The following is a 21,807-nucleotide window of genomic DNA, read 5'->3' on the forward strand; positions in this document are numbered from 1 at the left end:
GAGAGGCAGCCTGCGCGGTCTGCTCATTCACCCGGCCCAGTGACGGTGCTCGCGAACTGGCCTGCGATGTATGCTGGTGCACATACGTGGTCCCCGCGGCTTATCGTGGCCACGCGCGACGAGCTCCGCTTCAGACCGTGGAAGCACAGCAGGGTTCCCGATACTGTCGCGCTATGGTCTGATGCATGTCTGGGGTCGGGGCTATTCTACCACTGGGGCGATGACTTTCCTCCAGCGGGGAAGTCGCGAGCGGTGTTCGAGGGGCGACAAGGAGAGCAAAATGAGCAGTCGACGACAGCGGGCAGAGCAGCGCCGACAGGAGCTGGAAACACCACGCTATGGCTGGATCTGGAAACCGTTGGTGATCCTCCTGGCCATATTGGTCATGGTCGCCGTGGGTCTCAGCATATGGTGGAGCGTAGCGCCTTCCAGGTTCGACGTGGAGACCGCTACCCAGCAGCAGCGTATTTCCGCCGCTCCGGCCGCCCGCGGTACCGTCAGTGTGGCCACTCTGGCGACCTTGATCGATACCCTGCAGGACAAGCCTGGGGGCTACGTGCGTAATGACCTGCTGCCCCCTGGGCTGTGGATGGACAATATGGCGGCCTGGGAGACCGGTGTGCTGACCCAGGCGCGGATCATGGCGTCGAGCCTGTCACACTTCGATACCCAGTCGGGCGCTGCGGTCGACGAGCTGGTCGCTGCCCTCTATCAGGACGCGGATGATTGGCTGGCGCCGTCCATGGAGGATCATCTGGCATTGGCGGGTCAGGCGGCTCGGGAGTACCTGGCGCGCTTCGATGATGGCGCTGGTGCGTCGTTCGGCGAACAGGGGGTAGGTGCCGCTAGCTATCTTGAGTCAGTAAGGGAGGCCTTGGCGGCATTGCGGGAGCGCCTGTCGTCGGCCGTGGCGGATACGGAGCGGCTCACTGAACTTGGCATTGAAGTGCCACGGGAGGCCGAGGTGCCCTGGTATCGAGTGGACGATGTCTTCCATGAAACGCGTGGCCAGACTTGGGCGCTGTATCAGTTATTGGTGGCGCTGGAGCGAGACCAGGCCGACAGCATCGCCGCCGCGGGGCTGAGCGATGATTATGCGCGGGCCTTGGCCGAGCTGGAGCGCATGCAACGCCAGTTCTGGAGCCCGATGGTGTTGCGCGGTAGCGGCCTCGGCATCTTTGCCAACTATCCGCTGAGCATGGCCCACCATCTCAGTCGTCTGGACGGCGTGCTGCTCAGTCTGACAGAGGGATTGGCCAGTGAGGGCGGAGGTTCACCAGCAGCCTCGGCTTCCACCCAGGAGGCGGATGCGGCAAGCGGTGAAGCTGCTGCAATGAATGACGAGGCGGCAGATGACGAGGTAGATGAAGCGTCAGCGGAAGATGCCGCTCCAGCTTCGCCGGAGGATGATGGCGAGCTGCCTGACGACGGCGCGTCGTGACCGTCGTGTTATCGCCATAACGCAAGAAGCCGCCTCAGGGGCGGCTTCTTGCATCAAGGCGCTTGGTTCTCTACGTAAAAACCAGACTACGTAACAATCAGGCCTTGGCGTAGGCGGCGGCGGACTTTTCGATGGCCTTGCGCGCTGCCTCGACGCCTTCCCAGGACTCGACCTTCACCCACTTGCCTTTCTCGAGGTCCTTGTAGTTCTCGAAGAAGTGAGCGATCTGCTGACGCAGCAGCTCAGGCAGGTCGGTGACTTCCTGCACGTCGTCGTAGAGGCTGGACAGCTTGGGATGCGGCACGCAGACCAGCTTGGCGTCTTCGCCCGCTTCGTCGGTCATGTTGAGGATGCCGACGGGACGCGCACGCACGATGCTGCCCGGTGCTACCGGATACGGTGTCACGACCAGAGCGTCGAGGGGGTCGCCATCATCGGCCAGGGTGTGGGGGATGAAGCCGTAGTTGGCCGGGTAGAACATCGGGGTCGCCATGAAGCGATCGACGAGCAGGGCGCCCATGTCCTTATCAATTTCGTACTTCACCGGCGCGTGGTTGGCGGGAATCTCGATCGCCACGTAGAGATCGTTGGGGAGATCCTTGCCGGCGGGGATGTTGTCGAAGTTCATGCTCGTGTCCTTCGTTGGGCAGATGTCCGCCTGACTGGCGGAAAAAAAATCGGTCGAATTATACGAACCCCTGGGCGGGATTACCAATCGTTGGGCGGTATCTTGACGCGGTGCAATAATGGACGCAAGTGGTCTGGCCGTCGGCGACAAGCCTGTTGTCACACATAAGCGCCACATGATGTGTATCATACCGCCCAGAATGGTGGTGGTCCCTCGTTCGCCGGAGTCGTACCGCCCATGCTGGAGCCACAGGAGGTGATCTTGGCCACTGCACGTCTTGCACTGAGTTATGGACAGGCCTTTGTTGCCCCGGAGCGGCATCGCCAGCGTAGCTCGATGTCGGTGCGCCTGCCGGAAGAGGGGGAGCCCAAGGGTGCATGCGCGTTGATCAGCGACTCAGCGTCCGGGCATGCGCTGGCCAAACAGGCCGGGGACCTCAGTGTTCGCGGGTTTCTCAATGACTACTACGCCACACCCAGCCACTGGACCGTCAAGGCGTCGGCCCAGCGCGTCATTCGATCCCTGAATGCCTGGTGTCACGGCATGACGCGACAGATGGACAGCGGCAGCTACGTGTCGTCCCTGTCTGCCGTGGTGTTCAAGGAGCGTAGTGCCCACCTTTTCCATGTTGGTGACACCCTGGTCTTTCGTCTTCGAGGGGCCGAATTCGAGCAGCTGTCGCGGGACCACGTTACTGACCTTGGCGGCTACCGCTACCCGGCCAGGGCGCTGGGCATGGATGTCGGTATCGATATCGACTATACCGAGTGGCCACTCAAGCAGGGCGATATCTTTCTGTTTACCACCCAGGGGGTGCGGGGCACCTTGCTGCCGTCGGACTACGTGCGCCTGATACGTGAAGACGCCAGTGACCTGGACGCCGCCTGTGAGCGGCTGGCTGCCGCGGCCGGGGCCAGAGCGGGGGAGCGCGGCTACGGCAGCGATCCGTTCTGTTTCCAGCTGGTCAGGGTCGATGAGCTGCCCGACGTGTCACCGGATGCTCCCAGCCGTCTGTACGGCGACCTGCCGATTCCCCCGGAGCTTGCTCCAGGCAATCAGATCGATGGTCTGCTGATCGAGGAGGTGCTGTCACGGACAGCCCACTCTCGCGTGTACCGGGTGCGTGACCTGCAGACCGATCGCATCTGTGTGCTCAAGGCACCGAGCCCTGAGTTGTCGAATCGAAACGCCTACCTGGAGCACTTTTTGCTGCAGCAGTGGGTGGTGGAGCGCGTGCATTCGCCTTTCGTGGTCAGTGTGGTGGAACCGTCCCGCCAGCGTCGTCATCTCTATTACCTGATGCGGCACGTGGAAGGCATGACCCTGTCCCAGTGGGTGGCGCGCTTTCCTCGTGCCAGCCTTGGGCAGCGGCTGGACATCGCGCTGCAGCTCGGCAAGGCGATCCAGGCGCTGCACAATCGGGACCTGATTCATCAGCAGATCCATCCGGATAATGTGCTGATCGATGAGCATGGCCAGGTGGTGTTGGCCGACTTCAGCGCCTGCCATCTGCGTGACGTCGATGGTCATCGGCGCTCACGCCGCCTGGTGCAACAGGTCGGGCTCAACGAACACAGTGCGCCGGAATATGCGCTCGATGACGAGGTGGGGCGGCGCAGCGATCAGTACGCGCTGGCCTCGACGGTGTACTGGCTGCTGAGTGGGCAGCTGCCTTACGACATCCCGACCCACCAGTTACGCAGTCATACCGACCTGGAGCAGCTGAGCTACCGCAGCGTGCGCAGTCGTCGTCCGGATGTCAGTCAGGAGCTGGACGAGGCATTGAAGCGCGCGCTGGATCCGCAGCGATCATTGCGCTTTCGTCGGCTGTCCGAGTTCCTGTATAGCGTGAGGCCGAGCCGGCAGCAGCCCAAGGAACAGGCGCCGAGGTCCATCCGCGCCTGGCAGGAGCCCGCCAACCTATGGCAAGGCATTGCCGGCGTACTGCTGGTGCTGCTGGTGCTGTCGTGGTGGTTGCGCTGAGCCTAGCCAGGAGCACAAAAAAACCCGAGGCAGAGCCTCGGGTTTGTCTTGGGGCGTGGCTTAAAGACTGAACTCTGGCAGGCGCTTGGCGACCCGGGCGAGCTTCAGCTTGGCCATTTTCGGCAGCCCATTCTCGAAAGGCGGGAAGTCTTCGCCCTGGATCAGGGGAGCAAGGTAGGTGCGACCCGCTTCACTAATGCCAAAGCCGTCCTCGCGAATATAGTCGCGGGGCATGAATTTCTCGCGGTTGGCTACGTCCGCCAGGGGGGCGGCCTCGATGTCCCAGCGGTAGGGGTTCTCGCTGACCCGCTTGATGGCAGGCATCTGGGCATTGTGACCGTCCAGCGCCAGTTCGACCGCCTTGACCCCGACAGCGTAGGCCTGCTCGACGTCCGTCTTGGCGCCAAGGTGGCGTGCTGCACGCTGCAGGTAATCTGCCACGGCCCAGTGATACTTGTAGCCCAGGTCCTGCTTGACCATGCCGGCCAGTGTGGGTGCCACACCGCCCAGTTGGCGATGCCCAAAGGCATCCGTGTTGCCGGAGTCGGCAAGGAAGGTGCCGTCTTCGTAGCGTGCCCCCTCGGAGACGACAATGACGCAGTAGCCGTAGTTCTTGACGGCGTACTCGACGCGCTCCATGACCTGGCGACGGTCAAAGGGGATCTCGGGGAAGATGATGAGGTGGGGCGGCTCGCCTTCCCCTTGTCCCGCCAGGCCGCCTGCGCCGGCGATCCAGCCCGCGTGGCGTCCCATGACCTCGAGTACGAACACCTTGGTGGAGGTGGCGCACATGGAGGCGATGTCCATGGAGGCTTCCAGGGTGGAGGTGGCGATGTACTTGGCGACGCTGCCAAAGCCCGGGCTGTTGTCGGTAATGGGCAGGTCGTTATCCACGGTCTTGGGAACGTGGATGGCGGTCAGTGGATAGCCCATTTTTTCAGAGAGCTGCGACACCTTGAGGCAGGTATCGGCACTGTCGCCGCCGCCGTTGTAGAAGAAGTAGCGGATGTCGTGGGCCTTGAACACCTCGATCAGACGCTCGTACTGGGCCCGGTGGCTCTCGATGTCCTTGAGCTTGTAACGGCAGGAGCCGAAGGCGCCGCCCGGGGTGTGGCGCAGCGCAGCAATGGTGTCGTCTGACTCCTGGCTGACGTCGATCAGATCCTCGGTCAGGGCGCCGATGATGCCATTATGGCCTGCATAGACCTTTCCGATACGGTCGCTGTGGCGGCGGCAGGTCTCGATGACGCCGCAGGCGCTGGCGTTGATGACCGCGGTGACGCCACCGGACTGGGCGTAGAAAGCATTGTGCTGGGCCATGAGGCGTGGGGCTCCTGGGTTGCTAGGGTCGGAAAGAAGGATGATCCCGGGACAGGCGGAGGCCGTATAGCGTCCTTGTCGGGCCGTGGTTGGCCGCCGTCTCCGAGTGCGACACGCACAGCCTGCGGAGCAGCCGCTTTGGCGTGGGTCGCCGGCATGGTCGGCGATTTTATCCGATCACCCGGTCCCCTGCACCCTGAGTGCGTGCTGCTGTGGCAATAGGCGCCTTAGGTGCCAGTCCATCTGGCTGGCCCGCAAGGGGTCACCCCTGGCGTGTACCCCCTGGCGCTGTGACTGGCCAGGGCGTTGCCGGATCGAGGGCGACTGTAGATCGGCGGTGAGGCGCTGCCAAGGGTGGGCGAGGGCAACACAAAGTAAATTGGTGGGTGACAGGCAACACGCCCCGCTGTCTGGGTGGCTCTGGAGGCCTTGGTCACGGCGTGCTAGTCTGCCGCCAACTTAACGTCGCCATGGCGCTCCCTGAGCCTTGTGGGCGGGGGTCGGGGTGAGTCAGGCGGAACGATGGAGGCGACATGCATCTTCACATCATCGGTATCTGTGGCACCTTCATGGGTAGCCTGGCGTTGCTGGCCCGTGAGCTGGGCCATCAGGTCAGCGGCTCGGATGCCAATGTCTATCCGCCCATGAGCACCCAGTTGGAAGCAGCAGGTATCGCGCTGCAGAACGGCTTTAGCGGGGATCACCTGACGCCTACACCGGACCTCGTGGTCATTGGCAACGCTTTGTCGCGGGGCAATCCTGAAGTCGAGGCGGTACTGGACCAGGGCTTGCCCTACGTGTCAGGGGCGCAATGGCTCGCCGAACACGTTCTGCCGGGACGTCCTGTGGTGGCCGTGGCAGGGACTCACGGCAAGACCACCACCGCCAGTCTGCTGGCCTGGTTGCTCGACAGCGCAGGGCTCGAGCCTGGGTTCCTGATCGGCGGTGTACCGCGCAACTTTGGCGTGTCCGCCAGGTTGGGCGAGGCGTCGGCCCCCTTTGTGGTGGAAGCCGATGAGTACGACACCGCCTTTTTCGACAAACGCTCTAAGTTCGTGCATTACCGCCCATTGGTCGCCGTGCTCAACAATCTGGAGTTCGATCACGCCGACATCTTTCCTGATCTGGCGGCTATCGAGCGGCAGTTTCACCATCTTGTGCGTACTGTTCCCGGTCGCGGCCTGCTGCTGGTCAGCGACGACAACGATGCACTGGAGAGAGTGCTGGCGGCAGGGTGCTGGACGCCGGTGGAGCGCATGGGGCAGGCCACGACGTCGCCTTGGCGAATCGAGCTGGAGCGCGAAGACGCCAGCCGTTTCCGGGTCATTCATCGCGACCCCCAGGGTGTCGAGGAAGACGCGGTGGTCGACTGGGGGTTGACCGGCAGCTACAACGCACACAATGCGCTGGCAGCGCTGGCCGCCGCCCGCTACTTCGATGTCGATCTTGCTCGTGGAGCGGCGGCACTGTCTCGCTTCGAAACCCCCAAGCGGCGCCAGGAAGTACGGGGAGAGATCGCCAATATTCAGGTCATTGATGACTTCGCCCATCACCCTACCGCGATAGAAGCCACCCTGTCGGGGTTGCAGGCGTCCACCCAGCGCGGACGGCTGCTGGCGGTGGTCGAGCCACGCTCCAACACCATGCGTCTGGGCACCCTGCGCGACCGCCTGGCCGCCAGCGTAGCCTCGGCCGATCAGGTCTGGTGGTATCAGCCCGCGGGGCTCGACTGGTCGCTCAACAGTGTGGTCGAGGCGTCACCGGTCACCGCCCACCTGGCGACTGACATCGAGGCTCTGGTCGCGGCACTGGTCGCCGAGGCGCGGCCTTATGATCGTATCGTTGTGATGTCGAACGGTGGGTTTGGCGGCATTCATCAGCTGTTGCTGGATGCGTTGGAGCGCGCTCATGGCTGAGGACTTCAAGTCGCCCGTCACCGTTGCCATCACGGGTGCCTCGGGTGCCCAGTACGGGCTGCGGTTGATCGATGTGCTGGTCAGCGCCGGGCATGAGGTGTGGGTCATGATCTCCAAGGCGGCGCACCTGGTGATCGCCACCGAGACCGAGGAATCGCTGCCGCCACGTCCAGCGTTGCTGGAGGAGGCGTTGACCTCGCGCTTTGCGGCGCAAAAGGGGCAGATTCGCTGTTTCGGGCGTGAGGACTGGATGTCGCCGGTGGCCTCCGGATCTGGCGCCAGTAGTGCCATGGTGATCTGTCCCTGCTCCACCGGTACGCTGTCCGCGGTGGCCTGTGGTGCCAGCAACAACCTCATCGAGCGTGCCGCCGATGTGGCGCTGAAGGAGCGCCGCAAGCTGGTGCTGGTCCCTCGCGAGACGCCGCTGTCCGCCATTCATCTCGAGCATATGCTGAGCCTGACGCGCATGGGGGCCGTCGTGCTGCCAGCGGCTCCCGGGTTCTATCACCAGCCACAGAGCATCGATGATCTGGTGGACTTTATCGTGGCGCGAATCCTGAATCAGCTAGGCATCGATCATCGCTTGATGCCGCGCTGGGGCGAGCCAACATCCGGCGATTGAAGGTCCGCCTGTTCTTTGAATCCTATGGGAAAGGAAACCCATGCCCAGCCTTTCGGTACTTTCTGTCTTTATCCCTACGTTTTTCCTGGTCTCGCTTACCCCTGGCATGTGCATGACGCTGGCGATGGTGCTGGGCATGACCCAAGGCGTCAGGCGCGCGCTCTGGATGATGCTGGGTGAGCTGGTCGGCGTCGGCCTGGTTGCGTTCTCGGCCGGTGCTGGCGTTGCTGCCCTGATGCTCAAGCTGCCGGCGCTGTTTGCGCTGTTCAAGTGGCTGGGTGGCGCTTACCTGGTTTACCTGGGGGTGCTGATGTGGCGCTCCCGCGGGCGCATGGCGATCCCCGATGAGATCGATGCGGCGGCCCCTCCTGCGCGACGGGAACTGGCGATGCAGGGCTTTGTCACTGCGGTGGCCAACCCCAAGGGCTGGGCCTTCTTCGTCGCGCTGTTGCCGCCGTTCCTTGAGCCTTCACGTCCGCTGATGGGGCAGTTGGCGGGGCTTGTGGTGATTATTCTGAGCCTCGAGTTCAGCTGCCTGCTGCTCTACGCGAGTGGTGGCAAGAGCCTTCGCCACCTGCTGGCTCGGGGCGGTAGCGTCAGGCTGCTCAATCGTATTGCCGGGACCTTGATGATCGGCGTCGGCTTCTGGCTGGCGCTGGGGTAGCCGTCATCGGCGCTGAGTAAGCGGTAATGGCAAGGGCAATGGACCAGCGGGAATGGCAGGCGCTGACACAGACGCCCTGTTTCTCAGGCAGCTCGCTCCTTACGTTCCTGGCTATACGGGCGGCAGCCACAGCATCCGGGCGCTGATCAGCACAAGGGACGCCAGCCCCAGGTATGCGCCTGGGCAGCCCGCAAAGCCAGGCCTCTCGCGCCTCAGCCATGACAGCTGCACCATCGCGCACACCACCAGACCCAGCAGGGCGCCGCCGATCAGGTCGCTTAACCAGTGTACCCCCAGCACAATACGTGACAGGGCCATGGGAACGATGATGGCAATCGCCACCCAGTAGGGCCAGAAGCGCCGATGGTGGGGGAGTCGCTGGGCAATGAAGGCAGCGGCGAGGCCGTAGAGCACGACGGCCGTGGAGGTGTGGGCGCTGGGGTAGGACAGGGAGTCCGCCAGATAGTCCGGTGCATCCGGGCGCAGTCGGCCAATGACGCTCTTGCCCAGGGTGTTGAGCAGGCCGATGCCCGCAAGCCCGGCGGCGATGTGGCTCAGCGCCGCCCAGCGGCGACGCCACAGTAGCCAGCCCAGCCAGGGCAGCGCCAGAACGATGACCCCGAGCGTGTCGCCTGCCTTGGCCAGGCTCGTAGACAGGGTGGCTAGGTGGGGGATGTCGAGACTGCTGACCAGTGCGTTGAGGCGTTCGTCCATGGGCAGTGGGCCGTCCGCCTGGAGCACCACCAGGGTCCAGGCGCACAGCGTGGTGAGGCTGCCCAGCAGCAATAGCCAGGTAGCCAGTGGTGGCTCGTCCTCGTGGGTCGGGGCGAGCCAGCGCCACAGGCGCTGGCCACCCGGCAGGCGCAGGGTCAGCCAGGAAAGGCTGCGAAAGAGGAACCCTGGCGGTGACGCATGGTGGCGGACCAAGGAGAAGATGATGGCGAGCGCGACAACCGTGATGCCCAGAGCGGTGAGCCAGGGATGCAGGTCCTGGGGCAGGGCAAGCCACTGTTGCCAGGTACGCCCCAGCAGATAGCCAGGCAGGATGTAGGCTGGCGCCCACAGTGCGGCCGAGCCTACGTTGGCCCAGGTGAAGGTGGCGGGTGGCATGTGCAGTATGCCCGCGACCAGCGGCACGATCGGCCTTACGGGACCGACGAACCTGCCCAGCAGTACCGATAGTGGGCCGTGGCGCTGGAAGAAGCGGGCGCCCCGTGACAGCCATTCCGGATGGTGGGACAGCGGCCACATGGTGGTGACCTGCTCCCGATAGCGGTAGCCAATGGTATAGCTGACCCCATCGCCAACGATCGCGCCGGCAAACGCGCACGCCATGACCCAGCCCACCGCGATTTCCTGATGGCCTGCAAGCGACGCTGCTGCGGTGATCAGAACCACGCCTGGCACCACCACCCCCACCAGGGCCAGTGATTCCACTAGCGCGATGGCGAACACGGATAGCAGTAGCAGGCCAGGCGAAGGCGCCCATTGAATCAGCCAGTCCCCGGCATTTCCCACCCTTACTCTCCTTTGCTTGGCGGCGAGGCGGCATGATGCCACAGTCGCGAGCCGCTGGGCATTGGCTGACCGGTCAGTCCGCCGTCATGGTCTGGGTGCGTCGCTGCAAGCGCTCCAGGAAGACCTGCCAGTCCTCTTCCGGCTTGAGGGCACACAATTGCGAGCGAAGGGTCAGCGGTCCCAGGTCCGCCAGGCGAACCTCGGATAAGGCCTGTTCGAGTCGCTTGGTGACCAGCAAGGCGCCGCTTTCCGTGGTGTTAGGGAGGATCAGCCAGAAGGTGTCGGCGCAGTGCCTGCCCAGGATGTCGTGGTCGCGGCAGTGCAGGTGGACCGCACGACAGAGCTGATCGAGCTGTGACAGCTGTAGACGTGAGCCGTGCTGCTCGCTGGCTACCTCAAGCTGAGGCAGATGCAGAATGACCACGGCGAGACGCTGGTCCAGGTGCTGGGCGCGTTCAAGCTCTCCGGTCAGACGCTCGTGCAGGGTGGCGTGATTGAGGGCGTCGCAGTCGGCATCGCTCGGGTCGGTAGCGCGAGCGAGGTCCCGTTGGCGTAGATGCTCCCAGCTAGCCAGGGTGCAGCAGGCCAGAAAGGTCAGCATGCTGATCACCTGGGCCACGTCAGGGGTCATCTGACTGTGGATGAATAGCCAGAGGGGAAGGGCCAGGCACGACAGCACCAAGGCGGGTCCCAGTGGCAGCAGCAGCAAGACCAAGGCAATCGGCAGGCTCGTCCAGATCGGGTCGAGGGTTGAGTGGATGAGTGCCTGGTCATACAGCATCAGGCAGGCGCATATCAGCAGCAGGTAATGAGTAAGTCGCGAGTTGCGCCGGGCATCCAGGTAGGCGATGACGCCGACCAGGCAGCACAGTACGGCAGGCAGCAGGATGTATTCGTACTGACCAATCAGGTAGTGCCATAGCGCGACGGCAGCGAGCAGCAGGGCAGCCAGCAGGTCAGCGAGCAGGCGCCAGGAGCGTCGCCACTGCGGGTGTTCAGTCATGCGCTTCCTCCACCACCTGAGGGGATGGACGCTGTTGGCCGAGGGTCTCCAGGATTCGCGGCAGATTATCCAGTCGCGTAAGGGGCACGGCGCGTGAGTGAGTGGGTGCGTCGATAGCGTCCAGCAGCTCCTGGCGGCGCTGTCTTGCCTGGTCTGCGTCGCGGCTGGTCAACAGCACGCCGAGAGTTTTCTGGTCCAGCTGGTAAGCGTTTTCGAAGGACTTGATCTGGCTGCATACCTCTTGAGCGATGCGCCATAGCTGCCGTCCCTGGACGTGGATCAGCAGCAGCTCGGCGTGGACGTCGTCACGGGCGGCACGGCTATTTTCCTTGACCAGATCGCGCTCGAGCTGCTCCGCCGACCACAGCGCCAGGCCTGGCGCCAGCCGGGCTCGCTTGCGCACCAGCCGCAGCGAGTGCCCACCAGGCAGTGAGCGGCTGATGGCGAATAGGCATAGGCAGTTGAGCAGGAGTCCTACCAGGATCCAGTGATGAGGACTGAGTCGGTCGATCAGGCTCCACCAGCTGAGGCCGGCGAGGGAAGCATTGAGCAGCTGCATCCAGCGCGGCTGAGGCAGTGCGAGCAGGCACGGCCAGGCCCATAGCCAGGCAGCGTTGGTATGTCCTGGCAGCATGACCAGGGCCGCCAGCAAAAGGCTGGCGACCGCGAGCCAGGGGCGGTAGGCATGCCGCCGATGGCTGAACTCCAGGGCCAGGCCGGTCAAGGCAAACCACAGGGCGGCCAGGCTCAGCAAGATGCCGTCCCAAGGTTGGTCGGACAGCAGCGCGCAGGCTGCCAGCAGCCCGGCAGCGGCAAAGATATTCAGCTTGAACAGTCCGACTTTGTACTTGATCCGCATGCTGTCTTACTATGGCCTCTTCAGTGGTTCCTGACCCGCCCCACGCTTTCCCCTGCCCCCTAGCTGGTGTCCAGTTCGGGGGTAGAACACGTCAAGGAGAACTTCCCATCGTGTCCGACTCTGCCAGCGCCACCTCCGCCACCATCGACGATGTCAGTGCTTACATGAATGCCGTCGGCCAGCGTGCCCGGCAGGCTGCCTCTGCCATGCGCCGTGTGACTCCAGCCGCCAAGAATCATGCGCTGAAGGCCATGGCGAAGGCACTGGATGAGGCGCGACCAGAGATTCTGGCGGCCAATCGTGATGATATGGCGCGTGGTCGTGACAAGGGGCTCGATGACGCGCTGCTCGACCGCCTGGCGCTGAACGATGCGCGTATCGATGCGATGATCGAAGGGCTGCACCAGGTCGCGGCTCTCCCTGACCCGGTCGGCGAGATCAGTGATCTGTCCGCCAGGCCAAGTGGTATCCAGGTGGGCAAGATGCGCGTCCCCCTTGGCGTTATCGGTATCATCTATGAATCGCGTCCCAACGTCACGCTGGAAGCGGCCAGTCTCTGCCTCAAATCGGGCAACGCCTGCATTCTTCGTGGCGGTTCCGAGGCCAGCGCCTCCAACCTTGCGTTGGCGCAGTGCATCGCCAAGGGGCTCGGCGAAGCGGGCATGCCGGACGCTGCGGTGCAGTGTGTGGCGACCACTGACCGCGCTGCGGTGGGTCATCTGATCAGCATGCCTGACTACGTTGATGTGATCATACCCCGCGGTGGAAAGTCCTTGATCGAGCGCATCAGTCGGGAGGCCAGGGTGCCGGTGATCAAGCACCTGGATGGTATCTGCCACGTCTACGTGGATGCCCATGCGGATCTCGACAAGGCCGAGGCCATTGCGGTGAATGCCAAGACCCATCGCTACGGTGTGTGTAACGCGATGGAGACCCTGCTGGTGGACGTGGCAGTGGCCGACGTTCTGCTGCCGAGGCTCGCGGGTGTCTACGCGGAAAAAGGGGTGGAAGTGCGCGGCTGCGAGCGTGCCCGCGAAGTGGTGGACAGCTGGTTGCCTGCCAGCGATGAGGACTGGGCGACCGAATATCTGGCGCCGATCCTGGCGGTCAAGGTGGTCGATGGCATCGACGCTGCGATGGCGCATATCGAGCAGTACAGCTCCGGACACACGGAAGCGATCGTCACCGAGAACTATACCCTGGCGCGGCGCTTCCTGGCCGAGGTTGACTCAAGCTCAGTGATCGTCAATGCGTCCACTCGCTTTGCCGACGGATTCGAGTACGGGTTGGGTGCCGAGATCGGCATTTCCACCGACCGCTTGCACGCCCGCGGCCCCGTCGGTCTCGAAGGCCTCACTACGCGCAAGTACGTGGTGCTGGGTGATGGTCAGATTCGCCAGTGAGTGAGCAGGTGTCGTTTTCCATCACCGATGGGCCCGCACGCATCGGCATGCTGGGGGGGACCTTCGACCCGGTGCATCACGGTCATCTACGCACGGCGGTAGAGCTGAGGGACGTGCTCGGCCTGGACGGCGTGCACATGATTCCGGCGGCGCAGCCGCCCTTGAGGGGCCGTCCACAGGTGTCGGCTCAGGAGCGCCTGGCGCTGCTGCGGTTGGGGATCGGAGACACCCCGGGTCTGCTGGCGGACCCGTGCGAGCTGGAGCGAGAAGGGCCGTCCTACAGCGCTCTGACCCTGGCATCATTGCGACAGCGCTACGGTGAAAAGGCGCGGATCGTCATGGCGCTGGGACATGATGCATTTTTGAAGCTCGCGCAGTGGCATCGGCCCGAGCAGCTGTTCGACCTGGCCCATGTGGTCGTGATCGACCGTCCAGACCATATCGGCGCGTTGCCGGCGGCTCTTGAGGAACTGATAGCCGGTCGTGAGGTCAATGACTGCCAAGCACTGATGGAAGAGGCCCAGGGCCGTTTGCTGCGGCTGTCGCTGCCATCACGCATGGCCATATCCGCCACCTTTGTGCGTGAGCGCCTGGCTCAGGGCGAGAGCGTGCGTTACCTCCTGCCCGAGCCGGTGGTGCAGCGTATCGAGTCCCGGGGACTGTATCGGAATCCAGCGATTTCCGGCGCTGAGTGAGAAATTCGTGGAAGCGCTGGAATCGCACTGCCATAAGGCGCGTCAGCGGGTACAATAGACGGTCGATGAATACCCAGTGATGAGGGGCTATGCAGATTGAAGCATTGAAAGCGCTCGTAATCGAGTCGCTAGACGATATCAAGGCGAAGGACGTCGAAGTGCTCGACGTGTCGCGATTGACCAGCGTGACGGATTGGATGGTGGTGGCCAGCGGCACCTCGACACGGCATGTGGCGGCCCTGGCCAACAGCGTGATTACCAACGCCAAGGAGCAGGGTGTGCAGCCGCTTGGCGTGGAAGGCGACAACGGTGCTGACTGGGTGCTGGTGGATCTCGGTAGCGTGGTGGTGCATGTGATGATGCCTGACACCCGCGCACTGTATGACCTAGAGCGCCTGTGGTCAGACTTGCCCAGCGACAGCCCGGCACCAGAGGAAGAGGCCAAGGCATGAGGGTCCGCCTGCTGGCGGTCGGTACACGCATGCCAGGCTGGGTCACTGATGGCGTCGAGGAGTACCGCAAGCGTCTCCCCAAGGACTTTCGCCTCGAGATTGAAGAGATTGCCCCGGGGCATCGTGGCAAGAATGCCGATACGGCACGCGCGATCACCCAGGAAGCAGAACGTATCGACGCGCGCCTGCGTGGAGACGAGCACCTGGTGGCGCTGGAAGTGCTGGGCAAGCCCTGGACGACGGAAGTCCTGGCAGAGCACGCCGATCAATGGCGCCACGGTGGGCGTGACGTCGTGTTGCTGGTAGGTGGTCCTGATGGTCTCGATCCCGCGCTGTCGGCGCGGGCTCATCAGCGCTGGTCATTGTCCCCCTTGACCCTGCCTCACCCTCTGGTTCGGCTGGTACTGGCCGAGCAACTCTATCGTGCCTGGACGCTGATGGTGGGGCATCCCTACCATCGGTGACGGCTTCTGAGCCAGACAAGGATTGCCCCTCGCATGCGTAAGCGTCGAGACACCCTCAAGAATCCCGAGCAAGCGCTACGCATCTTCCGCATGCGAGCAAGCCTCGCTGGCGTCGTGGTGGTACTGCTGTCGGGCCTGCTGGTTGGCCGCCTTTGCTACCTGCAGATCGTTCAGCACGAGGTCTACAGCACGCGTTCCGAGAAAAATCGCGTCAGGGTCGAGCCCCTGCCGCCCACGCGGGGCCTGATCTACGACCGCAACGGTCAGCTGCTGGCAGAAAACCGTCCCACCTATAACCTGACCCTGGTGCGCGAGCGGGTGGACGATCTCGACGCCACTCTCGAGCTGTTGGTCGACCTGCTGGATCTGCCGGCAGAAGAGGTCGAGGCGTTCAAGGTGCGCTCACGTCAGCGGCAGCGGCCCTACCAGCCGGCGCTGCTGATGAGTGATCTGACGGAAGCGCAGATTGCGCGACTGGCGGTCAACCGCCACCGCTTGCCAGGGGTAGAGGTCCAGGCGCAGTTGCTGCGTTTCTATCCCGATGCCGAAATCATGTCCCACGCCCTGGGCTATGTCGGGCGAATCAATGCCGAGGAGCTGGAGTCTCTTGACCCGGGCAACTATGCCGGGACCCATTTCATTGGCAAGACCGGCGTGGAACGGTTCTACGAGGACCAGCTGCATGGGCGAGCGGGACTTCGCAAGGTGGAGACCAACGCCCGCGGCAGGGTGTTGCGCGAGCTTGGGCACACCGATCCTGAACCGGGGCAGGACCTGACCCTGACCCTGGACATGGACATGCAGCAGCTTGCGGTGGACCTGCTGGATGACCGCCGCGGTGCCATCGTCGCGATTGCCCCCCAGACTGGCGAGATCCTGGCCATGGCGTCGGTGCCGGGCTTTGATACCAATCAGTTCGTGACCGGTATCGATGTCGCTTCCTATCGTGGCCTGCAGAACGATATCGACCTGCCGCTGTTCGACCGGGCCACTCGCGGCAGCTATCCCGCCGGCTCCACGATCAAGCCGTTCATGGCCATGGCCGGTTTGATCGAGGGCGCCGTCACGCCAGATGAAGTGATCTACGATCCTGGCTATTACCAGCTGCCCAATGATGAGCGCCGCTATCGCAACTGGCTGCGCTGGGGCCACGGTCGGGTCAATCTCGAACGTGCCTTGGCGGTGTCTAACAACACCTACTTCTATTCCCTGGCACACGAGCTCGGCATCGATCGGATCGACGCCAACCTGGGCGCGTTCGGCTTCGGTACTCGCGTTGCCGCCGATGTGGCGGGCCAGGGTGATGGCCTGCTGCCGTCCCGCGACTGGAAACGTGCGCGCTTCAACCAGCCCTGGTATCCCGGGGAGACGCTGTCGGTAGGCATTGGGCAGGGATACCTGCAGATCACGCCGCTACAGCTGGCGTCGGCCACCGCGGTACTGGCCAATCGCGGGCATTGGGTACGCCCGCGCCTGGCCAAGCGCATCGGCGCGGAAGATGTGCCGGTCGACTTGCCGGACACTCCAGCGGATATCGATGCTCCCGATGCCTATTGGACACGGGTCTTCAATGGCATGGAGAAGGTGCTGTCCGGTCGCGAGGGCACCGCCCGGCGCACGGGGGCAGGGCTTCAGTATCGCATGGCCGGCAAGTCCGGCACCGCCCAGGTGTTCTCGCTGGGCCAGAACCAGAAGTACAACGCCGCCGAGCTGCGCGAACGTCTGCGCGACCATGCCTTGTTCATGGCCTTCGCTCCGGTGGAAGACCCCCAGATTGCCATCGCGGTGATCGTCGAAAACGCCGGCGGTGGCTCGACCCACGCCGCCGGTCTTGCCAGAGCCATGGCGGATGCCTGGATCCTGGATCACAACGCCGGCAAGCCGGTATCCGACGATAGCGATCCGCTGCAAGATGACCCAGAGGAGGCCGACTGATGGCCGTCGATTTCGTGCGTTCATTGCGTGGTCATCCGGTACGCCCCCCCGCCAGCGGCATCGCCAGGCGCATTTCTCTGTGGCAGCGGCTGCATATCGATCCGTGGCTGCTGGCGATGCTGCTGCTGCTGATGGTCAGCGGCCTGGCGGTGTTGTATAGCGCCAGCGGCGAGAACATGCGGGTGGTCACCGCCCAGGCAATTCGCTTCGGTGTGGCCTGGACCGTGATGCTGGTGCTCGCTCAGTTTTCTCCGGCGACCTTGATGCGCTGGGCGCTGCCCGCCTACATGACCGGTGTGGTCATGCTGGTGGCGGTCGAGATTCTCGGTGACATCGGTATGGGGGCGCAGCGCTGGCTGGTGATTCCTGGCGTGGTGCGCTTCCAGCCCTCGGAAATGATGAAGATCGCCATGCCGATGATGATCGCTGCCTGGATCAGTCGGCACGAGTTGCCCCCGAACTGGAGGGTGCTGGCGGGCTGCGCATTGCTGATCGCCTTGCCGGTGGGGCTGATCGCCCGTCAGCCCGATCTTGGTACCTCGTTGCTGGTGGCTTCGGCGGCGGTGTTTGTCATCTTGCTGGCGGGCCTTTCGTGGAAGTTCATCGGTGCCATGGTGGCCCTGGCGGGGGCCGCCTTACCGCTATTGTGGATGAACATGCACAATTATCAGCGGCAGCGGGTATTGACCTTTCTGGACCCCGAGAGCGATCCGCTCGGCGCTGGTTGGAACATCATCCAGTCGACCACGGCCATTGGCAGCGGCGGTATCTGGGGCAAGGGCTGGCTAGAGGGGACCCAGTCGCAGCTCGAGTTTCTGCCTGAGCGACATACGGACTTTATCGTCGCGGTGCTGGGTGAGGAATTCGGCCTGGTAGGCATGCTGGCCTTTCTGGTGCTCTACCTGCTGATTGTTGCGCGGGGGCTGTGGCTGGCTGGCGCGGCGCAAGACACCTTTGGCCGCTTGCTGGGCGGTGGCATCATGTTGACGTTCTTCATCTATGTGTTTGTGAACATCGGCATGGTCAGCGGGATTCTTCCCGTGGTCGGCGTGCCGCTTCCTCTGGTCAGTTACGGAGGGACGTCCAGCGTGACCTTGATGGCCGGTTTCGGTATTCTCATGGCGGTCAATGCACACCGTCGACTGCTGCCTCGATAGCGTCGATGAACAGGCTTACGGGTTCATGCCAGATCGCCGCCAGAGAGCGCACATGGGCGTGCGACAGCCGTCGCCACCCTGTTCGCCATCGCATTTGCGATAGTGCTGGCAGGCGACACGGCGTGTCCCAAGGGAGAAGATTGATGACAGTACCCCTGATCCAGGGAAGGGAAGGCGTTGGTGCGACACGCCGTGGCTGGCTGGGCAGCGTGTTGGGCGGCCTGCTTGCGACGCTGTCGCTGTCGGCGGCGGCGCAGGACTTCGCGACCCCCGACGTCAACGACATGATGGGACGCCTGGAGCGGCAGGGGATCTCCCGGGAATGGCTTGAGCAGACCATGGCCAGCGCGCAGTTCCAGCCGTCGGTGCTCGAAGCCATGAGTGGTGCCGCCGAGCATCATATGACCTGGGAGCGCTATCGCAATATCTTCCTCGGAGAGGAGCGCATCAACGAGGGTGCCGCCTTTATCGAGACCCATCTTGATGCCTTTGAGCGGGCCGAGCAGCGCTACGGAGTTCCGCCGGAGGTCATCGCTGCCATCATCGGCGTCGAGACCCGCTATGGCAGGATTACTGGCGACCACCGAGTGCTGGACTCCTTGTCGACGCTGGCCTTCCACCATCCGCGTCGGGGAGAGTTCTTCGAGGGCGAGCTGGAGGCCTTTCTCGATATCGCCTACGAGCAGGGCGTGGACCCTGGCAGCCTGAAAGGCTCCTATGCCGGTGCCATGGGCTATCCCCAGTTTATTCCTACCAGCTATCAAGCCTACGCCGTGGACTTTGACGGCGATGGGCATCGCAACCTGTGGACCGACCCCGTCGATGCCATTGGGAGCGTTGGCAACTACTTTGCCGAGCACCGTTGGCAGCCCGGCGGCGAGGTGTACTGGGAAGCACAGGGTCCTGCGACCACACCTGCTGCGATCAATTTCAATCGTACCCAGCGCCCTTACGTGCAGGTCTCCGCACTGGAAGCCCAGGGCATTCGCCCGCAGGAGCCACTGGCGGGCGATCGCAAGGTGATTCCGCTGGCACTCGACAGCGAAGATGGCAGCGTGCGCTATCGCCTTGCCGATACCAATTTTTACGTGATCACCCGGTACAATCACAGCCATCTGTACGCCATGGCGGTGACCGAGCTTGCCGAGGCCATCGCCCAGGTGCGTGACCTGGGAAAGCGCCAGTGGTGGAATGCGCTGGAGCTGGAGGCGACCACATGAGCCTGCGATCGCGCTTGCTGCCCACCATGTCGCTGTTGGTCGCCCTGGGCGGGTGTGCCAGCGGTGGTCCCGGCAATGCGCCAAGTGCGGACGGGGCGGCCACCCAGAGTGAGGCGCCCAGTTCCAGTGGTGGCCGCTACGCCATGAGTGGTGATGCGTATCCTCAAAGCCCACCCGATGTCAGTCAGGTGCCGGACGCGGTACCGCGCAATGAGCCGCGCTCCCGTGCAGGCAACCGGTCGACCTATGAGGTGTGGGGCAAGACCTATCACGTGATGGACGACCCGAGCGGGTATCAGCGCGAAGGCACAGCCTCCTGGTACGGCCAGAAGTTCCATGGCTATGCCACCTCAAACGGCGAAATCTATGACATGTACAAGATGACCGCCGCCCACAAGTCACTGCCGCTGCCGACCTTTGCTCGCGTGACCAATCTGGATAACGGTCGCTCGGTCATCGTGCGGGTCAATGACCGTGGTCCGTTTCATGATGACCGCGAGATCGACCTGTCCTATGCGGCGGCAGCGCGCCTGGACATCCTCGATAATGGCACTGGTCGAGTCCGCGTCAGTGCCATCGATGCTGGTCAGTGGCAGGCCAACGGTGGGCGAGGTGCTGAGGCGTCGTCCGGGGCTGTTGCGTCCCAAGCCCAGGCTCGGCAAGCCCAGGCTCGGCAAACATCCGCTCAGCAAACATCAGCACCGCCAGCTGCGACGCCGTCCCGCTCTGCGGCACAGGCTCCCGCGGTAGCTCAGCGTGGTGCCCGACAAGAGGCCCCAGCGCCGGCGAGTGCGGGTGCAGCCGAGGGTGTCTACATTCAGGTGGCGGCATTGGGTTCCGCGACCAGCGCTCGAGACCTCAAGTCAGACCTGGAGCAGCGCTTGAACCAGGATGTGCGGGTGGCCAGTGACGCTGGCCTGCACAAGGTGCAGGTCGGACCGTTGGCCAGTCGAGGCCAGGCGGAGCCGATCAGAGAACGCTTGCGCCAGGCCGGTTTTGAGCAGACCTTTGTCGTCGATGGGCGCTAGCCGTGGGCGCCGTTAAACCGGCGCCACGGTGAAGTTCGCGGGTATCGATGTGTGATTAAAATTGTGCGGCGACGTTTAACGCCGCTTTCCCCGACTGTTGTAACGAGACGTTCACCATGATTTTCAAGTCATCTCTTTCTCGCCGCTATTTGCCAGTTGCTTTTGTGTGCGCGGCCCTGGTGGCTCCCTTGACCAGTGCCCAGCAGCCTGACGCTCCCACGCCGGACATGCCCGAGCCCCAGGTCATGATTCCTGCTCCGCCGCAGCTCGCTGCAAAGTCCTGGATTCTGATCGACGCCAACAGTGGTCGCGTGTTGGCTGAACACAACTCTGATCAGCGTCTGCCGCCGGCCAGCCTGACCAAGCTGATGACCGCCTACCTGGTCGAACGTGAACTCGACCGCGGTAATATCCAGGGCGATGACATGGTGCCTATCAGCGAGAAGGCGTGGCGCACCGGCGGTTCCAAGATGTTCGTCGAGGTCGGCACCCGGGTGCCGGTGGAAGAGCTGCTGCATGGGATCGTCATTGTCTCCGGCAACGACGCCAGCGTTGCCATGGCCGAGTATCTGGCCGGCGGTGAGGAGCCATTCGCCGACCTGATGAACCAGCATGCCACCCAGTTGGGTATGGAAAATACCCACTACGAGAATGCCACCGGTCTGCCCGGCGAAAACCATTACTCGTCTGCCCGTGACCTGATGCGTCTGGCCCGTCACATCATTCTGGACTACCCGGAACACTACGCGATCTATAGCCAGAAGCACTTTACCTACAACGGTATCGAGCAGCCGAACCGCAACCGCCTGCTGTGGCGCGACCCGAGTGTCGATGGCCTGAAGACGGGCTGGACCGAAGAAGCCGGCTACTGCCTGGTGTCGTCGGGCAAGCGCGATGACATGCGCCTGATTTCTGTGGTGATGGGTACCAACTCCGATGAAGCGAGGGCACAGGAAACGCAAAAGCTGTTGAGCTACGGTTTCCGCTATTACGAGACCCTGAAACTCTATGATCGTGGCGCGGTGCTCAATACCCCGCGTGTCTGGGAAGGTGCCACCAATGAGCTCAAGGTGGGCGTCGACAATGGCGTCTACATGACCGTGCCGCGTAACCGCAATGGAGAGCTGACTGCGCGCCTGGACATCGACAGCGGCCTGGTGGCGCCGATTGCCGCTGGGCAGCGGGTTGGCACCATGGAAGTGCGACTGGGCGACGAAGTGGTTGGCGAGCGCGACCTGGTGGCCCTGGAGGCGGTCGAGGAGGGTGGCTTCTTCAAGCGCATGATCGACAAGGTTCAGCGTTTCTTCAGTGACCTGGTGGGTGGCTGGTTCGACTGAAGCTGTCGCGATCGAGCAGGTGACCCGATCGGTGAGCGGGCAGAGTCCGCCGCCGACGGGTGGTCAGCCGGGTGCGATGCGCCCGGCTTAGTTAAGTCGCCCGGCTTAGTTAAGTCGCCCGGCTTAGTTAAGTCGCCCGGCTTGGTCGAGTCGCCTGGCTTA

Annotated in this window: 19 protein-coding genes; 14 read left to right on the plus strand and 5 right to left on the minus strand. The window is 63.4% G+C overall.

What is annotated here, in order from left to right; all coding sequences use genetic code 11:
• Nucleotides 1–280 precede the first annotated feature (280 nt).
• Nucleotides 281–1,441, plus strand: a complete 1,161-nt coding sequence (locus KUV41_RS13955) for a DUF2333 family protein (protein ID WP_222486577.1) — start codon at nt 281–283, stop codon at nt 1,439–1,441.
• A 97-nt stretch (nt 1,442–1,538) separates the two neighbouring features.
• On the opposite strand, the gene ppa is transcribed toward KUV41_RS13955, so the two are convergent.
• Nucleotides 1,539–2,069 carry an inorganic diphosphatase gene (ppa, locus tag KUV41_RS13960; protein WP_206943306.1) on the minus strand — a complete coding sequence of 177 codons (531 nt, stop codon included), beginning with the start codon at nt 2,067–2,069 and terminating at the stop codon, nt 1,539–1,541.
• Between the two features lie 261 nt (nt 2,070–2,330).
• Between ppa and KUV41_RS13965 the strand changes: the two genes are divergently transcribed.
• Entirely contained in the window at nt 2,331–4,052 is a 1,722-nt protein-coding gene (locus KUV41_RS13965; protein ID WP_206943304.1) for a bifunctional protein-serine/threonine kinase/phosphatase, read from the plus strand.
• 60 nt (nt 4,053–4,112) lie between these two features.
• Here KUV41_RS13965 and KUV41_RS13970 read toward each other — a convergent pair whose 3' ends face one another.
• The gene (locus tag KUV41_RS13970) at nt 4,113–5,372 is read right to left on the minus strand and encodes a 6-phosphofructokinase (RefSeq protein WP_206943299.1); all 1,260 of its coding nucleotides are present in this window, start codon (nt 5,370–5,372) and stop codon (nt 4,113–4,115) included.
• Nucleotides 5,373–5,905: 533 nt separating this feature from the next.
• On the opposite strand from KUV41_RS13970, the gene mpl reads away from it, so the two are divergent.
• The 3 genes from mpl to KUV41_RS13985 are packed head-to-tail and all read left to right on the plus strand — an operon-like array spanning nt 5,906 to nt 8,574.
• Nucleotides 5,906–7,288 (plus strand): UDP-N-acetylmuramate:L-alanyl-gamma-D-glutamyl-meso-diaminopimelate ligase, encoded by a 1,383-nt coding sequence (gene mpl / locus KUV41_RS13975; protein WP_222486578.1) that lies wholly within the window; start codon nt 5,906–5,908, stop codon nt 7,286–7,288.
• The gene (locus KUV41_RS13980; protein ID WP_222486106.1) at nt 7,281–7,910 is read left to right on the plus strand and encodes a flavin prenyltransferase UbiX; all 630 of its coding nucleotides are present in this window, start codon (nt 7,281–7,283) and stop codon (nt 7,908–7,910) included. The genes mpl and KUV41_RS13980 overlap by 8 nt, the downstream gene beginning before the upstream one ends.
• Before the next feature lie 40 nt (nt 7,911–7,950).
• Nucleotides 7,951–8,574, plus strand: coding sequence for a LysE family translocator (locus tag KUV41_RS13985; protein ID WP_206943293.1), 624 nt, complete (start codon nt 7,951–7,953; stop codon nt 8,572–8,574).
• A 111-nt stretch (nt 8,575–8,685) separates the two neighbouring features.
• Here KUV41_RS13985 and KUV41_RS13990 read toward each other — a convergent pair whose 3' ends face one another.
• The 3 genes from KUV41_RS13990 to KUV41_RS14000 form a co-directional block, all read right to left on the minus strand.
• Nucleotides 8,686–10,092 carry a bifunctional DedA family/phosphatase PAP2 family protein gene (locus tag KUV41_RS13990; RefSeq protein ID WP_222486579.1) on the minus strand — a complete coding sequence of 469 codons (1,407 nt, stop codon included), beginning with the start codon at nt 10,090–10,092 and terminating at the stop codon, nt 8,686–8,688.
• 73 nt (nt 10,093–10,165) lie between these two features.
• Nucleotides 10,166–11,095, minus strand: coding sequence for a GGDEF domain-containing protein (locus tag KUV41_RS13995; RefSeq protein ID WP_222163465.1), 930 nt, complete (start codon nt 11,093–11,095; stop codon nt 10,166–10,168).
• Nucleotides 11,088–11,954 (minus strand): hypothetical protein, encoded by an 867-nt coding sequence (locus tag KUV41_RS14000; RefSeq protein ID WP_222486580.1) that lies wholly within the window; start codon nt 11,952–11,954, stop codon nt 11,088–11,090. Before KUV41_RS14000 ends, KUV41_RS13995 begins: the two co-directional genes overlap by 8 nt.
• A 164-nt stretch (nt 11,955–12,118) precedes the next feature.
• Here KUV41_RS14000 and KUV41_RS14005 point away from each other — a divergent pair, with 164 nt between their 5' ends.
• The 9 genes from KUV41_RS14005 (at nt 12,119) to KUV41_RS14045 (ending at nt 21,645) form a co-directional block, all read left to right on the plus strand.
• The gene (locus KUV41_RS14005) at nt 12,119–13,357 is read left to right on the plus strand and encodes a glutamate-5-semialdehyde dehydrogenase (protein WP_222486326.1); all 1,239 of its coding nucleotides are present in this window, start codon (nt 12,119–12,121) and stop codon (nt 13,355–13,357) included.
• 47 nt (nt 13,358–13,404) lie between these two features.
• Nucleotides 13,405–14,052, plus strand: a complete 648-nt coding sequence (gene nadD / locus KUV41_RS14010; protein WP_222486324.1) for a nicotinate-nucleotide adenylyltransferase — start codon at nt 13,405–13,407, stop codon at nt 14,050–14,052.
• An 89-nt stretch (nt 14,053–14,141) separates the two neighbouring features.
• Entirely contained in the window at nt 14,142–14,504 is a 363-nt protein-coding gene (rsfS, locus tag KUV41_RS14015) for a ribosome silencing factor (protein ID WP_206943283.1), read from the plus strand.
• On the plus strand, nt 14,501–14,968 hold the full coding sequence (rlmH, locus tag KUV41_RS14020) for a 23S rRNA (pseudouridine(1915)-N(3))-methyltransferase RlmH (protein ID WP_222163457.1): 468 nt from the start codon (nt 14,501–14,503) through the stop codon (nt 14,966–14,968). The genes rsfS and rlmH overlap by 4 nt, the downstream gene beginning before the upstream one ends.
• Nucleotides 14,969–15,001: 33 nt before the next feature.
• The gene (mrdA, locus tag KUV41_RS14025; protein ID WP_206943279.1) at nt 15,002–16,903 is read left to right on the plus strand and encodes a penicillin-binding protein 2; all 1,902 of its coding nucleotides are present in this window, start codon (nt 15,002–15,004) and stop codon (nt 16,901–16,903) included.
• Nucleotides 16,903–18,060: a rod shape-determining protein RodA gene (gene rodA, locus KUV41_RS14030; protein ID WP_206943277.1), complete on the plus strand. Its 1,158-nt coding sequence runs from the start codon at nt 16,903–16,905 to the stop codon at nt 18,058–18,060. Before mrdA ends, rodA begins: the two co-directional genes overlap by 1 nt.
• A 143-nt stretch (nt 18,061–18,203) precedes the next feature.
• Nucleotides 18,204–19,280 (plus strand): lytic murein transglycosylase B, encoded by a 1,077-nt coding sequence (gene mltB, locus KUV41_RS14035; protein ID WP_222163455.1) that lies wholly within the window; start codon nt 18,204–18,206, stop codon nt 19,278–19,280.
• Nucleotides 19,277–20,308 carry a septal ring lytic transglycosylase RlpA family protein gene (locus tag KUV41_RS14040; RefSeq protein ID WP_222486582.1) on the plus strand — a complete coding sequence of 344 codons (1,032 nt, stop codon included), beginning with the start codon at nt 19,277–19,279 and terminating at the stop codon, nt 20,306–20,308. Before mltB ends, KUV41_RS14040 begins: the two co-directional genes overlap by 4 nt.
• 116 nt (nt 20,309–20,424) lie before the next feature.
• A complete protein-coding gene (locus KUV41_RS14045) occupies nt 20,425–21,645 on the plus strand; it encodes a D-alanyl-D-alanine carboxypeptidase family protein (protein WP_206943271.1) in 1,221 nt (406 codons plus the stop codon).
• Nucleotides 21,646–21,807: the final 162 nt, after the last annotated feature.

The sequence above is a fragment of the Halomonas sp. DP8Y7-1 genome (assembly GCF_019801685.1).
Classification (GTDB): Bacteria; Pseudomonadota; Gammaproteobacteria; order Pseudomonadales; family Halomonadaceae; genus Halomonas; species Halomonas litopenaei_A.